The organism is Winogradskyella eximia, assembly GCF_003386165.1.
Taxonomy (GTDB): domain Bacteria; phylum Bacteroidota; class Bacteroidia; order Flavobacteriales; family Flavobacteriaceae; genus Winogradskyella; species Winogradskyella eximia.
Genome location: NZ_QRDV01000001.1, coordinates 1,311,860 through 1,328,249, shown reverse-complemented (window position 1 = coordinate 1,328,249; position 16,390 = coordinate 1,311,860). Strand labels below are relative to the sequence as shown.

At 31.7% G+C, this 16,390-nt stretch carries 16 protein-coding genes; 7 read left to right on the top strand and 9 right to left on the bottom strand.

The genetic code is table 11. The features are described 5' to 3' along the window. Nucleotides 1-19: 19 nt before the first annotated feature. The gene (locus DFQ10_RS05565) at nucleotides 20-721 is read left to right on the top strand and encodes a class I SAM-dependent methyltransferase (protein ID WP_115816360.1); all 702 of its coding nucleotides are present in this window, start codon (nucleotides 20-22) and stop codon (nucleotides 719-721) included. On the opposite strand, the gene DFQ10_RS05560 is transcribed toward DFQ10_RS05565, so the two are convergent. The 5 genes from DFQ10_RS05560 to DFQ10_RS05540 form a co-directional block, all read right to left on the bottom strand. Next, nucleotides 697-1,374, bottom strand: coding sequence for a hypothetical protein (locus tag DFQ10_RS05560; RefSeq protein WP_115816359.1), 678 nt, complete (start codon nucleotides 1,372-1,374; stop codon nucleotides 697-699). The two genes, DFQ10_RS05565 and DFQ10_RS05560, sit on opposite strands and share 25 nt — an antisense overlap. 13 nt (nucleotides 1,375-1,387) lie before the next feature. Further along, nucleotides 1,388-3,004 (bottom strand): amidohydrolase, encoded by a 1,617-nt coding sequence (locus tag DFQ10_RS05555; RefSeq protein ID WP_115816358.1) that lies wholly within the window; start codon nucleotides 3,002-3,004, stop codon nucleotides 1,388-1,390. Nucleotides 3,005-3,165: 161 nt separating this feature from the next. Further along, entirely contained in the window at nucleotides 3,166-4,896 is a 1,731-nt protein-coding gene (locus tag DFQ10_RS05550) for a porin family protein (protein WP_115816357.1), read from the bottom strand. A 70-nt stretch (nucleotides 4,897-4,966) separates the two neighbouring features. Beyond that, on the bottom strand, nucleotides 4,967-7,990 hold the full coding sequence (locus DFQ10_RS05545; RefSeq protein ID WP_115816356.1) for a tetratricopeptide repeat protein: 3,024 nt from the start codon (nucleotides 7,988-7,990) through the stop codon (nucleotides 4,967-4,969). 138 nt (nucleotides 7,991-8,128) lie between these two features. Then, nucleotides 8,129-9,721 (bottom strand): right-handed parallel beta-helix repeat-containing protein, encoded by a 1,593-nt coding sequence (locus DFQ10_RS05540; RefSeq protein WP_115816355.1) that lies wholly within the window; start codon nucleotides 9,719-9,721, stop codon nucleotides 8,129-8,131. 295 nt (nucleotides 9,722-10,016) lie between these two features. On the opposite strand from DFQ10_RS05540, the gene trpA reads away from it, so the two are divergent. The 5 genes from trpA (at nucleotide 10,017) to DFQ10_RS05515 (ending at nucleotide 12,894) form a co-directional block, all read left to right on the top strand. Next, nucleotides 10,017-10,778, top strand: coding sequence for a tryptophan synthase subunit alpha (trpA, locus tag DFQ10_RS05535; protein WP_115816354.1), 762 nt, complete (start codon nucleotides 10,017-10,019; stop codon nucleotides 10,776-10,778). Nucleotide 10,779: 1 nt separating this feature from the next. After that, complete coding sequence (locus DFQ10_RS05530; RefSeq protein ID WP_115816353.1) at nucleotides 10,780-11,004, top strand: hypothetical protein; 225 nt, start codon at nucleotides 10,780-10,782, stop codon at nucleotides 11,002-11,004. Then, on the top strand, nucleotides 10,994-11,446 hold the full coding sequence (locus tag DFQ10_RS05525; protein ID WP_115816352.1) for a tRNA (cytidine(34)-2'-O)-methyltransferase: 453 nt from the start codon (nucleotides 10,994-10,996) through the stop codon (nucleotides 11,444-11,446). Before DFQ10_RS05530 ends, DFQ10_RS05525 begins: the two co-directional genes overlap by 11 nt. Nucleotides 11,447-11,516: 70 nt before the next feature. Beyond that, nucleotides 11,517-11,849: an EF-hand domain-containing protein gene (locus DFQ10_RS05520; protein ID WP_115816454.1), complete on the top strand. Its 333-nt coding sequence runs from the start codon at nucleotides 11,517-11,519 to the stop codon at nucleotides 11,847-11,849. Nucleotides 11,850-12,003: 154 nt separating this feature from the next. Beyond that, entirely contained in the window at nucleotides 12,004-12,894 is an 891-nt protein-coding gene (locus DFQ10_RS05515) for a YitT family protein (protein WP_115816351.1), read from the top strand. A 44-nt stretch (nucleotides 12,895-12,938) separates the two neighbouring features. On the opposite strand, the gene DFQ10_RS05510 is transcribed toward DFQ10_RS05515, so the two are convergent. The 4 genes from DFQ10_RS05510 to DFQ10_RS05495 all read right to left on the bottom strand — a co-directional run bounded on the left by DFQ10_RS05510 (nucleotide 12,939) and on the right by DFQ10_RS05495 (nucleotide 15,583). Continuing rightward, a complete protein-coding gene (locus DFQ10_RS05510; protein ID WP_115816350.1) occupies nucleotides 12,939-13,166 on the bottom strand; it encodes a VF530 family protein in 228 nt (75 codons plus the stop codon). A 1-nt stretch (nucleotide 13,167) separates the two neighbouring features. Continuing rightward, nucleotides 13,168-13,383, bottom strand: a complete 216-nt coding sequence (locus tag DFQ10_RS05505) for a DUF6500 family protein (protein ID WP_115816349.1) — start codon at nucleotides 13,381-13,383, stop codon at nucleotides 13,168-13,170. A gap of 3 nt (nucleotides 13,384-13,386) precedes the next feature. Next, a complete protein-coding gene (locus DFQ10_RS05500) occupies nucleotides 13,387-14,673 on the bottom strand; it encodes a DEAD/DEAH box helicase (protein WP_115816348.1) in 1,287 nt (428 codons plus the stop codon). Between the two features lie 112 nt (nucleotides 14,674-14,785). Then, complete coding sequence (locus DFQ10_RS05495; RefSeq protein ID WP_115816347.1) at nucleotides 14,786-15,583, bottom strand: tryptophan-rich sensory protein; 798 nt, start codon at nucleotides 15,581-15,583, stop codon at nucleotides 14,786-14,788. Nucleotides 15,584-15,811: 228 nt separating this feature from the next. Between DFQ10_RS05495 and DFQ10_RS05490 the strand changes: the two genes are divergently transcribed. Continuing rightward, nucleotides 15,812-16,378: a hypothetical protein gene (locus DFQ10_RS05490; RefSeq protein WP_115816346.1), complete on the top strand. Its 567-nt coding sequence runs from the start codon at nucleotides 15,812-15,814 to the stop codon at nucleotides 16,376-16,378. Nucleotides 16,379-16,390 lie beyond the last annotated feature (12 nt).

Here is a 16,390-nt window from a genome sequence, read left to right as displayed (position 1 = left end):
ATCAAACAGACAAAAAACTATGACTAAAGATATTTTTGGAAAAGCCTTATTAGATTACCAGAACGGAAATTACTCTGAAGATCTCATAACATCTACTAATATTTCGGATGAAGATGCTTTACCACTTCCTTACTTATTTAGAGGTTATTCTGATATGCCAAAACTAGAACAAAGAGCATTACAGTTATCTAAAGGTCACATTTTAGACGTGGGTTGTGGCTCTGGAAGCCATTCACTTTGGTTACAAGAAAAGGGTTTAAAAGTAAAAGCGATTGATAACTCTAAAGGTGCTATTGAAGTAGCTAAAAAACGTGGAGTTTTAAATGCCGAATTAAAACCACTTTTAGAAGAAACTGAAACGTTTGATACTATTTTATTATTGATGAATGGTACTGGGATTTTTCAAGAATTATCTCAAGTTTCAAAATATTTAATGCATTTAAAATCGCTTTTAAAACCTGAAGGGCAAATTCTCATAGATTCTTCGGATATTTCATATATGTACGAAGATGAGGATGGAGGCATGTGGTTAGACCTCAACCAAGGTTATCCTGGCGAACTAGATTATTTTTTAACTTATAAAGACGAAAAAGAATCTCCTATGAAATGGTTATATCTCGATTTTGAAACGTTGAAAACAGCTTGTTTAACTGTTGGATTACAATGTGAAAAAGTTATAGATGGTGAGCATTTTGATTATTTGGCGCAGTTAAGGTTATAAAATCTTACAACATCTTGAATATCTTCTTTTTTAAAAAATTTATTTTCTATTTTAATTTCTAATGAAATACAATCCTTAAAATATTTCATAGCTCTCTTTCTAAAAAATTTAGAAGAAGTATCCCTATAAAATACCTCAGGTTTTTCACCTTCTTTTAAAAGCATAACTTGATTATGACCACGCATATAATCATTTTGATATATATGACCTCCATTTACTCCAATTGTAATATTTGAAGAATTACCCCCAAAATTATCTATCACAGTTTTACCAACCAACCTTAGCTTTCCATCAACCAAAATTTCTACAAAACCCAATCTTGATTTCTTCTTATTTAGAAAAACTGGAACAAATGTTTGTAAACGGGTTTCTATTACTTTTTTGTTATCTACTTTTTTGTTGTATTCAATTATAAAAAGAATACTATCAACTTCCTCTGGCTTGAAATCAGACACCTTATCTTTTTTATCAATTCTATATTTTAGAGTTTCTTTACCCAAATTCATGCCAGCTCCCATCACAGGAATCTTTACTTCACCGCTAAGAACCTCTCTGTTTTTTAAATATAATTTAGCATTTGTCCAATCATATTGAGCAAATGAAAAATTTAAACAAAAAGTAATTAATAAAAATGTTATACTAACCTTTTTCATATTTAAACATCTATTAAATTTCACCTCCAACAACGGTCTTTAACACTTTAATATTCGGTATTTCATTAGCATCAACCGTCATAATATCTTTATCTAGAATGATGAAATCTGCAAATTTACCTACCTCAATACTTCCCTTTTCATTTTCTTCAAAATTAGAGTACGCTGCCCAAATAGTCATTCCTTTTAGAGCTTCTTCTCTACTCAATGCATTTTCCATTTGAAAACCACCTTCAGGATATTGGTCTAAATCTTGTCTAGCCACAGCAGCATAAAACGTTAAAAACGGACTTACACGCTCTACCGGAAAATCAGTTCCTAAAGCTACTTTTCCGTAAGCTTCTAATAGTTTTTTATAGGCATATGCACCTTTGACGCGTTCAGAACCTATACGATCTTCTGCCCAATACATATCACTTGTTGCATGCGTTGGTTGTATAGATGGCATTATATTTTTGTAAAAATCAAAATCCTCGGTCGACACAATTTGTGCATGTTCTACTCTCCAACGTCTATCGTTTTTACCTTTTAAAACTTTATTATAGGTTTCTAAAACGGCTCTATTGGCAGAATCTCCAATAGCATGAGTATTCATTTGAAACTCAGAATCTGCAATACGCTCAGCTGCTTTTTTTAAGGTTTCTAAATCCGTAACCAATAATCCTAGATGACCAGGCTTGTCTGAATATGGTTCTTTTAACATAGCTCCTCTAGAACCAAGTGCTCCATCTGCATAAAACTTAAATGAGCGTACATTGAGTCGGTCTGTTTTGGTAATACCTTTATTTAAAAAGTAATCTAAGTTCTCTTCGGAATGCGACACCATTGCATATATGCGCATTTTCAGTTTTCCAGATTCTTGAAGGTTTTCAATAATCTCAATGGATTCCTTACTTAAGCCTGCATCATCAACTGTGGTTAAACCTAAATCAAAACATATTTTCTGAGCTTCTAACAACGCCTTTGCTTGTTCAATTTTTGTTGGTTTTGGCCAATGATTCATAACCAACTGTTCTGCATTATCAATTAAAACTCCAGTCAGTTTTCCATTTTCAACAACCACTTCACCTCCATCAATTTTACTGTTTTTAGTGACTTTACCTAAATCTAATGCTGCTTGATTGGCTAATATGGCATGGCCATCTATACGCAACAACGCAACAGGTATATTAGGAAATAATTTATCTAATAAATTTTTATTTGGAAATTGTTTATCCTCCCAATCATTTTGATCCCAACCGCGTCCGAATATAAATTTTTTATGTTTTGTATTCTGAAAATCTAAAACACGTTTCATCATCTCCTCAAAACTCTTTGTACCCACTAAATCAACAGTTTGCTGATTAAGCCCTAAACCTAAAAAATGACAATGTGCATCTATAAATCCTGGCACAAGAGTTTTACCTTTAGCATTGAGCGTGTCAATGGCTTTGTATTTATTATCTATTTCAGATGTTGATCCTACAGCAATTATTTTACCATCTTTTACAGCAAATGCTTCCGCTTTATTGAAGTCATTATTAACGGTATAAATATTAGCATTTGTAACGATTAAATCGGCTTGTAATTTATCTTTTTCACAAGCGAAAACGGTGATTAATAAGAAAATTAATAGTAGTTTTTTATTCATGTTAAATCTAATTTTTATTCTGTATTTATAAATATTCAACACCATGATGATAAATTGATATCTTGTGTAAAAATAAGAAAAGCGCTCCACTTTGGAACGCTTTTAAAAATCTTGTATGTAATAATGAAGTCTCTAAACAACAACTGTAATAATACTTTTTATTAAAAATCAAACTGATAAGTTGCACCAGCTAAAAACTGAATACCTTGAACTGGGAAATTTAACCATCGCTGATAATCTTGATTAAAAATATTATTAGCCTTCGCAAAAACAGATAATTGGTCGTTTATTTTATAACCTACATGTGCGTTTAAATCAAAATAGCTTTCTAATGATACTCTTGATATATCTGTTTGCAAGAACAAATCAGTAACTATTCTTTCATCTTTTCGCTCACCAACAAAATAAGCACTTGCACCAGCAAACCATTGTTCTGAAATCTGATAATCTAAAAACAATGAGGCTTCTAAATCTGGTAAATTCCATGCTTGTGCTTCATCATCTGTATCATATGCAAAATACTCTCCTTTAATTCCTAAAGTAAAATTTCTATTGAAGTCTACATTCAATTCACCTGCAATAGAAAATGTAGTAACATCATCGTAAACTACATTAAAAGAATTACCATATTGATAGTCTTCCGTTGCCGAAGTTATCGCAACATTAGACTTATATAATGCCTTTGCTTTTTCAGAAGCATAATTCCCTGTAATATTATAGCTTATATTACTAGTTAGCTTTCCTTTTACACCTACAAAAGTTTTATACTGTTGATCGGTTGGACTTACATAAAGTGTTGGTGATACAAATGGATTCACATTAGCAAAATCGTAATACGAATTTTGAATCACTTTACCTGTAAGACCTGCGTAAGCAATCAACAGTTCATCTACTAAGCGGTATGATGCTTCAATATTAGGATGTACATAAAATTTACTTTTGCTTAGCTCTGTATCATTAAGGTAAGTTAACCTTACACCTAAATTAATGGTTAAATCATCTCGGTTAAGCTGATAAGATGGAGCCAAACCAAACATAATATTACCGTAATCTATTGATGTTGATGTTAGGGTTTCCAAATAAGTAGAATCAAAACTTCCACCTAAATAATCTAAAAATACTTCTGCATCAATATCTGCATCTTGTATAGAAACTTCAAAATTACTATTAGCCATAAAACGGTTTTCACCAGAATCTTGATTGTCACCAAAACGTCTAAATCTAAGACTTGCATCTTTTACAATAGCATCATCAAAATTAATTTTCCCTCCAACATTAAAGCTATTAAATGTATGTTTAGAGTCAATTAAATCAATTTGTGTTTCAGAATAAACACCCTCTGGTAAACCGTACCAATTATAAGCTTGCAAATTAAAACCACCATCTACTTTCCACGTATAATCTCGTTGGCTCTTACTGTAATGTGCATTCAATTTGGTTTTAGAAAAATAATCATCTAACGACAAATTATCAATACCTCCTCGAGACGAATGATGACTAAAGTAACCACCAACATTTTCACTTTTACTTAGTTCATGGTTTAAATAAACTTCACCTAAAAGCGTCGAATAATTACCAACACCAAGCGATGCATAATTATCGTATAATTTTACAGCTTTGGCTTTATCTACAGTGGCTGCTTTTCCTTTTGCAGGTGTAAAAGTAGATGCTACCGGAATTGAAAAGATATTATACTTAATTGCCTTTTTCTTAACTGCGCTAGAATCATTCAATTTAGGGTTATCCTTAACTTTAAAGGCATCTGAAATTGTTGGTGTGTATGGTTTAATAACGTTAACCGTTTGATCTGCGATGGTGTCTTTTTCTTGAGCTACAACAAAAGACATACTGCTTGATATGGTTACAATAAAAATTAAAAATTTGATTTTCATTTTAAATGTTTTGTTTATACTTCAACTTGGCTTGAACAGGTTGAACCTGACCGTTTGATTAATGTTACCTTTAGTTGTCGTCAGTTTCGATTGATGAATTTGTTTTTGCTTCTTCAGCTTTTATTTTATTCAATTCTGCTTTCGCTTCCGTTACAACCTCTGTAAAGTCTGGGAAATTGCTAATTACACTTTCTAAAATATAAGTAGCTTGAAATGCATCTCCTAAAGCATAAAAGTTCTTTGCCATTACAACCAAGCCTTTTGCACTAAACAATTTATAACTGCCGTAGTCTTTTGCTAATTTTTGAATAGTAGTATTTGATGCTTCGTAATCTCCTGCTTTGTTTTTAAAATAACCGTTGTAAAATAAAGCTTCTGCAGCGACACTTCCTGTTGCTAATTTTTCAACCTCAGCATATGCTATTTTTGCTTTAGCTTCGTCTCCAATTTTAATAGCAGAACGTGCAATTGTTAATTTAGCATCACTCTTAACTTTGTTATCTAATTTAGAATTGCTCAATACTTTTTCAGCATAGCTTTCTGCTTTAACGTAATCTTCAGTTTGGTAATAAGCATTCATTAAATTAGATTGTGCATAAACCACATTCTGAGGATAGTCAGCTTCTAGCTCTAATCGTTTTAAAATAGGCACTGCTTTTTCCCAATTAGATTTACCTAAATAAATCTCACAAAGCTTTACGATAGCTTGTTCAGTATATTCTGATTTTGAAGCTTCAACAACAGCTTTAAAATGAGGTTGTGCATTATCAAACAATTCTTTTTTGTAATACAATTGCGCCAAATAAAAATGGGCTTTTTCATTATGAAGTCCTTTTGGAAATTCATTTAAATATTTATTAAACTGGCGGATGGCTTTATCCGTTTCATTATCTAAATATGGCTTTTCTGCTGCTAAATAGGTTGCATTATCTAAATCTACGTCTGTAACTTCAACGTAATCTAATGTTCTCACCCACGTTGCGTATTCATCTACTTTTCCTAAATCGATATAAATTAATCGTACTGTTGAAACCGCCTGAACCGCTTCTCCAGAACCTGGAAAGTCTGTTGCTACTTGTTTAAATTTGGTTAATGCACGATTATTATCATTACCATTATAATAAACCAAACCTTGTCTTAATAAGGCCTTAGAGGTAAAGGCGCTTGTTTTGTATTCAGAATTTAGGCGATCGTACATTTGCATCGCTTTATCCGATTCGTTAGATTTTACATAAGAATTTGCCAACTCATACATAGCATCATCTCGTAATGCCGATTTTGGATACTGATTAATAAAGGCTTTTAATTCTGAAATCTTATCTGCACCTTTTCCTAAATACCCTTGACTCATCGCTGTTTGAAAAGCTGCATAGTCTGTTTCTATTTCATTAATCTGAATTGCTTTTTTGTATGCTTCAATCGCATTCTGATATTTACTAGAGACGAAATAGCCATCTGCCAATCTTAAATAAGCATCGTTTTGACGTAGTTTGTCATTCGACTTATTTTTTATAAATTTCTCAAAATAGTTAGAAGCGTTAGCGTAATCTTTCAGCTTAAAATAGGTATATGCTAAATTGTAATTTAGATTTTCGTTTTCTGATAAACCAGCAGATTCACTATAACCATCAAACTGTTTAAAGCCAATTAAAGCATCGTTATAATTAGTTAAATTGTATTCTGTTTCAGCTTTCCAAAAGGTTGCTTTAGCAACAAAAACAGGATCTATTGGTTCTTTTAAAGAGCCTTTAAATAAACCTAAAGCCTCGTTATATTTATTTTCATTAAATAATTCTACAGCTCTAAAAAAGGCCACTTTTTGGTAAGCTGCTTTATTTTCAAAACTATTTTTACCTTTTAAAAGTTCTAAGGCTTCTTTATAATTCTTTGATGTAATGTAAGAATCTATTAAGAGTGTTTCAACCTCTTCTTTATAGCCAGAATTAGGATAGGCTTTTAAATAACTTGTTAAAACCTGAGGAACGGATTGGTATGGATTTCCAATTTCGTAACTAATTTTAGCATAATTTAACCAAGCATCTTCTTGAATTTTAGCATCAAAATCCATTTGTGATGCATTTCTAAAGGCATTTAAAGCTTCCTGCTTTTTGTTTAGATTGATGTAACTTTCTCCTAAATGGTAATATGCATTTTGCGCTACTGAATTTTGTCCTCCAATTATTTTATTGAATTCTGATATGGCGCTTTCAAAATCATTTTGCTTGTAATACGCATAACCTAATTGATAATAATCGGTATTACTCCATTTTCTATCTTTTCCTTTATAGTCTTTTAAATATGGAATAGCTTCAGTGTATTTCTCTAGATTGAAATAACTTTCTCCAATAATTTTTGATAATTCTGATTTTTCAGCTGCATTACTTCTTGGTAATTGTGCTTGGGCAAGCTCTATGGCTTTTTCAAATTTACCTAACTTGAAATTTAAGTCTGCTTGGTAATAAGATAATTTTTCCTTGTACTTTTCGTTATCACTTACTTGATCAAAATACTCATTCGCTTTATCGTAATCATCTCCTTGGTACGCTAAAAAACCTATGTAATATTTAGCTTGAGAACCATATTCTTTAGAGTTTACAACTCTATTTAAATACTTAGTCGCTTTCTTTTCATCTTTAGTTGAATATAAAGCATAACCATAATTAAAATTGAAACGCTCTTTTTCTGAACGCGCTATGCTACCTTCGTCTAACTTCTCATACCATTTACGTGCATACGCATATTTTCCATTATCAAAGTAATAGTCTGCAACATCTAAAAAAGCTGTATTTCTTTTAGTACTTGTTGGGTAATCTTCAACAAATTCCGTGATTAAATCGTCTGCATTATTCTGATTTAAACGCACAGCACAATTTGCGATATAATAAGCACAATCGGATTGTATGGTTATGTCGTCTGTATTGTCTTTAACATTATCAAACAAAGACTGAGCTGCACGATATTGTTTGTTATTGTATAAGGTTAATGCTTTTTGATAATCTTGTAAATCACTAGTATAAACAGCCGATTTTTGAGCCATTGCAAGCGAAGAAACTACAAGAAAAACGATGATTAACTGTTTTTTAAGTAACATCATTAGTTTTACGTTTTTTTGATGATTTTATTTAGTGTCAAATATAATTCAATCCCAAATCTATAACGATAGAATTTGTTTATAATTATACACGGAGTTATTAAAAATAGTTGGTGTAATTAAGTAAATGGTGTTTAGTCCTTAAAACAACCAACCGAATAAGCGTTTGAAAAAACTTTTCTTTTCTGATTTTTCGAATTCAATTCTAAATACTCCAAAATTATCAGCAGATTTTATGGCCAAAGTATTGTGTAATGGCTTCTCAAAATTCGTCAAATTCATAGGGAAACTAACTTTTAAAGTTTTTGTGATTTTACCAGATTTTAAAACCTTATGACTGTTTTCAATATCATAGATTTTATAAGTCATACCTTCTTCGATATTATAATCACTAAAATTAACTTCAACATCATTTCCATTTTTTTCTAAAAGCACAACATTAAAGTGACTTGGTTTTGTATGTAATGAACTCACTTTTAAAACAGAATTAATTTCAAAATCTTTTAAGGCTCCAGCTGAACTATGTGTATCAATTTTAAAAGTATTTTGCCAGTCTGTTAGCGTATAATCTTTGTGTTTTGAAATTCTAAAAGGCACTCCTCTTTTAGAAAAGTAGTTATTATGATCCATTTGAATTAACTGCGACTCTAAACCTGGTAACGTTGATCTATCAAAATGCACATAACCTGTATAAACCGTATTATTTTTAAACAAAACAGATTTAGCATGCAAAATACTGAAAGCGTTGTTTTGTCCAATAATTACATTATCTGTAACTATAATATCTTCAACAAGTGCTTGTTTTATAAAACCCAAAAGCAAAGACGAAGCATCACCTAATTTATTGTTTTTAATAAAATCTACGTTGTGATATAATACATTGTTTTCTACTTTAATATGCTTGGCAATATTTACACTTTCTCTGTCATTACTTGCTATAATTACATTGCCTTGATGTCTTCCTGAGGGAATTCCATTATTGAATATAACATTACCACTTAAGGTTATATTTTTAACAAATTCTTTATTTTGACCTGAACTTGCAGACCAAATCTCTACACCTTTATAATAATTATTAAAAATGATGTTGTTTCTAATGATCCTTGTATTATCGCTATGATTTTGAACATACATACCTTCACCAAAACCTCTTTCTTTTCCGATAATACCATTATTATAAATAATACAATCTTCTATTACAGATCCTCCTGTTGATTTCCACGACCCAAACCCTAGTCCAGGAATATTATAAATCTTTAAATTCTGAAATTTACATTCACCAGAAATATGATTAATTCCGTTAGCTCCTCTAATATTTTTATCTGAATACAACCTCGGAAAATCTCCTAAATAGGTCACTTCAAAATTTCTAAATATTACTTTACCTCCTTTAACCTCCAATACATATTTGCCTTCCGTAGATACATTACCATCTAGTATTACAGTATCATCTTTAAATGCTGAAACTGTAATAAATTTTGAGTTTGAAGACCGAATTAAACTCATGAATCTTCCATTATAAACACCTTCGTGAATCCAAATTGTATCTCCTCCATTTACGTATTCGGGAGATTGCGATAATGCTGTTTGCAAATCCCATGGATTATCTATACTTCCATTTCCATTTGGTGTTCCGGCTATTGTTGTACCATCTAAAGGAAAAACGTGGAATTCATTTTGCGCAAAAGCAATTGCTGAACTTAGTAGAATTATGATACTTATAATATGTTTCATGAATTTAATTTTATTGTTTTTACCTTATCGCACTGTTTCCTATTAATCATTTATTTAAACAACTAATTAGGCAAGTACATCTGTTAGCATCGCATAATTTCAATTACTGTGCCAATATAGTTTTTAAAAATACATCTCTAAATTTAACGATGGAAACAAGCTTTACAAATACACTAATGTAGAAAAAGAAGGTTTTATCAAAATACAAAAGTTTCGTATTTAAGTTATACTTTTACATTAAACAAATTACCGTGAAAATTTCTAAAGTTCACTACCCAATAACAAAACTTAAATTTTGAACAGAATAAACCAAAAATTAGCAGAAGACAAAAAGCTTTTATCCATCTACTTTACAGCAGGTTATCCAAATGTAGATGATACAGTTACCATCATTGAAAATCTAGAAAAAAGTGGTGTAGATATGATAGAAATTGGTCTACCTTTTAGTGATCCTTTAGCAGATGGACCAACAATACAAGCAAGTTCTACACAAGCATTAAAAAATGGCATGACTAGCGAATTATTGTTTGAGCAACTCAAAGATATTCGTAAATCGGTTAACATCCCATTGATTATAATGGGCTATTTTAACCCAATGTTTCAATATGGTATTGAAGCCTTCTGTAAAAAATGTGAAGAAGTAGGAATTGATGGACTCATCATTCCTGATTTACCTGTAGACGTTTACCACTCCGATTATAAATCAATTTTTGAAAAATATGGTTTAATTAATGTTCTTTTAATTACTCCTCAAACTTCAGAAGAACGCATTCGTTATATCAATTCTGTTTCTAATGGCTTTATTTATATGGTAAGTTCTGCCAGTGTAACTGGTGGTAATTCTGGTTTTGGAGACGAACAAACCAATTATTTTAAGCGTATTGCAGATATGAAATTAAGCAACCCACAAATAGTAGGTTTTGGAATTTCTAACAATGAAACTTTTACGCAAGCCACGCAGTATGGTAAAGGCGCCATTATTGGGAGTGCATTTATTAAGTATATCAGTAATAACGGCATCAACTCCATCGATAGCTTCATAACCTCCATCCGATAATATGAAAATCCTTAACGATTGGCGTATTATACTTCTACTATGCCTAACATTAGGTTTAGCACCTTTTTTTCCAGAACCTCATATCATTGGAAAAATAAGATGGATTGAAGGTGGAGCACACGGAATGACATTAAAAGATTGGTTTGATGTGGTATTTCATGGCTTTCCATTTCTGTTATTAATAAGATTAATTTTTATTAAAATTACACGTAAAAATGCCACTTAATATTGTACTTATAGAACCCGAAATACCAAACAATACTGGTAACATTGGACGTTTAGCATTAGCAACAGGCTCTAAATTACATTTAGTAAAACCATTTGGTTTTGAAATCGATGATAAACGTCTTAAACGAGCAGGATTAGATTATTGGCAGCATTTAGAGGTCATCTACTATGATAATATAGACGAATTCTTCTTAAAAAATAAAGATGCTAAAATGGTTTTATTATCTAGCTATGGCACAAAAACACATTGGGATATCGATTTTACGGACGATATGTTTTTAGTTTTTGGGAAAGAATCTGTAGGATTACCTAAGCCACTCATAGAACGATATAAAACACAATTATTTAAAATTCCACTTTATAGTAAATCCATTCGAAGTCTAAATTTAGCGAATGCTGTTGGCATCGTAGTTTATGAAGGATTACGACAAATAAAATAATTTTTATGGTGATTAGACCTTTTTCGCTTATATTGGTCTAAATTTTAAACAAATCCTAAATCATATTACAATGATTACTAAAACATTAAAAACCGGAATTTTTATAATTGCAGTTGCTTCATTTTCTTTTGTAGGTGCTCAAGAAAAGGTTGCAGATAAAAAACATAAATCAGAAAAAATGTTTTTACAACTTGATAAAAACTCTGATAATCTAATTACTTTAGAAGAGTTCAAATCTTTAATGATGAAAGATGAATCTAAGAAAGAAAGATACGAAAATCGCTTTACAGAATTAGATTCAGATAAAAATGGAACTCTTGACAGAGAAGAATACAAAGTTGCTTTTGGTGATAACAGAAAAAAACAAACAAGCTCCATCAAAGTTGAAAAGAAAAAAGAATAATTACTCGTTTTTCTAAAAACTAAATACTCACATAAGTTTTAGCGTAAGTGAGAAACAAATAAAAAAACCTCTGGAATTTCTAGAGGTTTTTTACTCCTAAATAACATTTAAATGATTATCCTTTTGTAACTTTTCATTAATCTAACACCGTATTATGAAGCACTCTAAAACCTATAATTTTTTTTCTGAATTTGGTCAAATTACGCTAGGTATTATTCTAGCTAGTATTGGTTTAAAAGCTTTTTTATTACCTAATGGCTTTATGGATGGAGGTGTTACAGGAATAGCCCTATTAGTCAATAGAGTTATCGGAGTAGACATTTCATTACTATTGGTCATCTTCAGTTTGCCATTTTTAATTCTTGGCTATTATACGGTTTCTAAACGCATTGTTATAAAGTCCATTCTTAGTATTCTTGCTTTTGCATCATTGATTCATTTTGGAAATTACGACACCATTACAGACGACAAACTCTTAATATCCATTTTTGGAGGTTTATGTTTAGGTGGAGGTATTGGCATTGCTATCAGAAATGGATCTGTTTTAGATGGATCAGAAATTTTAGGGATTTATCTGAATGATAAATTTGGATTAAGCATAGGTAGAGTAATCCTTATATTCAATATTATATTATTCAGTATTACAGCAATGGTTGTCTCTCTAGAAATAGCGCTCTACTCAATTCTCACGTATATCGTTACTGCAAAAGTGACTGACATGACTATTGAAGGTTTTGAAGATTTTATTGGTGTTACTATCGTTTCTAATGACTATGCTAAAATTAAGCATGCTATTATGATTGAATTGGGAGTAGGCCTAACCACCTACAAAGGCTCTAAAGGATTTGGAAGTAATGGACCTCAGCAAGATTTTGATATTATTCATACTATAATTAACCGTATAGACATCAAAAAAATGCATCGCATCATTGAAGAAATAGACGAAAATGCGTTTATCGTTGAGTTTGATGTAAATAATGTAAAAGGAGGGGTATTACGTCATTATCTAGACAAGAAAAAAGGTAAGACATTACCTAAAATTTAAGTCCGAATTTTGATGCTATCTTTTAAAGACAAATCAAAGAAGGACTATTTCTTATTCTTTTTTAAATAGTCCAAATACATATTTTCGACCTTAGTTCTTGCCCAAGGTGTACGTCTCAAAAATTTTAAACTCGACTTAACAGAAGGGTTATCGGTAAAACAGCGAATATTAATTTGATAGCCCATATATTCCCAGCCATAATGTGCTTGCAGCTCTATTATGATCTGTTCTAATTTTACTCCGTGAAGTGGGTTATTAGGTTGCGTTGACAAACTATAAACTTTTAACTAATTCTTTAATCTTAACCGCTTTTTCAAAATGATCTAATTGGTGTGTTTGAATCCACCACGTCGCAGCTTCCATTAATAACTCTGGATTATCATTTTTGTTTTTAAAAAACGCATAGAATGAAATGCCAACATTGGTCCCTTTTTGAACAATCTTTTTATCGCAAACCGCTATGATTTTATCTTTTAAAGCTGAAGTCATTGCCTAACGTCTGTTATCATTATTTCGATTACGATTTCTACTTTTATTTCGGTCTGAACTAGAGCTTTTAGCCTTTCCTGAATTTCTATTATTAGAACCTCTACCACGACCTTGATTTCTATTCTGACCTGGCTTAATCGGTTCTGTTGAAGCATTAGGATCTGGTTCGAAACCTTCAAGGATTTCAACTTCAATCTTCATATCAATCAACTTCTCAATATCGCGTAAAAATGTAGTTTCATCTGCACTTACTAAAGAAATTGCTTCTCCACTGGCTCCTGCTCTACCTGTTCTACCTATTCTATGAACGTAGTCTTCAGAAATATTAGGCAATTCAAAATTAATAACATGTGGCAACAATGGTATATCTAAACCTCTTGCTGCAATATCTGTAGCTACTAAAACTCTAACCGATCCATTTTTGAATCCTGCTAATGCCTTGGTTCTTGCTCCTTGACTTTTATTTCCGTGAATCGCTGCTGCTGTAATACCATCGCTTATCATCTTTTTGCAAAGCTTATTGGCTCCATGTTTGGTTCTTGTAAACACTAAAACCTGTTTCCAATTCCCTTCAGAAATCAACTTTATAATCAATCCTGTTTTTTTGCCTTTGGCAACACGATAGACTTTTTGCTCAATAACCTCAACTGCTGTATTTTCAGGTGTCGCTTCAACTTGAATAGGATTATTAAGTATTGAATAGGCTAGTTTCTTAATATCTTTTGAAAACGTTGCCGAGAACATAAGGTTCTGACGTTTCGCTGGCATAAGTTTCATAACGCGTTCTATATCGCGTAAAAAACCCATATCTAACATGCGATCTGCTTCATCTAAAACAAATATCTCTACTTTATTTAAAGATAAAACTCCTTGGTTTTCTAAATCTATTAAACGTCCTGGTGTTGCTACCAAAACATCTACTCCTTGACTTAATTTATTAACTTGTGGTTTCTGATTTACTCCACCAAAAATAACCGTACTTCTAATGTTTAAAAACTCACTGTACTCTTTAACATTGGCATAAACTTGAGCTGCTAACTCACGAGTTGGAGTTAATATTAAAGCTCTAATCGGTCTGTGCCTTTGCTCAGGACCATTAGATAATAAGTGTAGCAATGGCAATGTAAAACCTGCTGTTTTTCCAGTTCCTGTTTGTGCTGATGCTAAAACATCTCTTCCTTCTAATACAGGAGGAATGGCTTTTGCTTGAATTGGTGAAGGTGTTTCGTATCCTTTTTTCTGGATAGCTTTAAGTAAAGGCTCAGATAGGCCCAAAGATTTAAATGACATAAATAGTGTTTATGAAGCAAACTCTATTTATTTAGGTCACTCCTTTAATTTGGTGCGAAGTTACAGCTATTTTAAGCCTGACTCTAAAAAATCAACTATTATATTCTAAACACTATGAATTATTTCGTTCCTTAAATTTAATTAACGGACTAGTATCACGGTTTTTAAAACCATGAATAGAGCTGCTTATTATTAATACAGCCGCATTAACAAAGGCAACATACATGAGTGTCTCATTATTAATTTTATTGGCATTTCCGATACCGATTAATGCCCAAGCACCAACAAGCGCAAACTCCCTCATATTACGTTTCCATGTTATCGCTACATTTATAACCACTGCAATTGCGATGAGTATAATAGCCCAAGTCACATCAGACAACCCTAAACCGTCCCAACCAATTTTCACGAGATATGTTGAAACATTAGCAATACTCGCCACGGTAACCCAACCGGAATACATCACAAAAGGCCACCAAACAAATGCAATAATTGGTAATGGCTCATCATCTAACTCCATTCTGTTGTTGACTACAATTTTTAATAACGAAAACAGTAATAAGAAAATAAAAACACAAGACACGGCTGTATATTCATAAATCCAAGCGAATACCCAAAGCGAATTAAATAAACACGAGAGCATAAACCACCATCCTGTTTTAAGTACAACATCGTCATTTTTAACCTCCTTAAATAAGCTCCGACCTTGATAAATAGCAAAACCTATTAGCAGTAAATAAATAACTCCCCAAATGGTAAACGTATAACCTGCTGGAGTAAATAAAGATTTATAACTATTAGAAACTTCACCAATAGTGGTATTATTTAAGGCTCCTGTGTTAGAGAGGTAATTGATAAATATGGTTATAACTAAAGCTATTATATTTCCAATTTGAAGCGTCTTTTTCATGATTTAATTTTTCTCTAATTTAAGACTTATAACATATTAGATTATCTTATTCTCGTCATTCTTTAACATAAATAAAAATATATAAATCTTGTTAATGTCTCTTTTTCAACATTTAGATTTACTGAACAATTAGATTATTCATGTTTCCTTGATGGTAATAGAAAACTATTTAACCTATAGAATTCATGTATATTAGCTGTTATAGAAACACGTTAAGAAAATTTAAATATGAAAGTACTACTCTTTTTTATACTCGCATTACCACTACACCTTTTAGCACAAGAACAGACCAATTCAGAAAAATTTTGGGAGCAATTGGAAGCACATTGTGGCCATGCTTACGAAGGCGAAATTATAGAAGGAGGAAAAGTAGGTGATGGCTTTACAGGTAAAAAATTAGTTATGCATGTGCGTTCTTGTGATACTAACGATATTAGAATTCCATTTTTTGTAGGTGAGGACAAATCACGTACTTGGGTGTTACATATGAATGATGATAAAATAATAAGCCTAAAACACGATCATAGACATGAAGACGGTTCGGAAGAAAAACTAACCCAATATGGTGGCACAAGTGCAAATCAAGGTTTGGCTAATTTACAAATGTTTCCTGCCGATGCACATACTTCAGAAATATTACCTGCAGCTTCTACCAATATTTGGTGGTTTACCATAGATGAAACAAGTCTAACATACAACTTACGTCGTTTAGGTACTGATCGTTTATTTTCCGTTCGTTTTAATTTAACTAAAATTATTGAAACGCCAGGTGATCCTTGGGGAACTGAAGATTGAGTAAAACGAGTT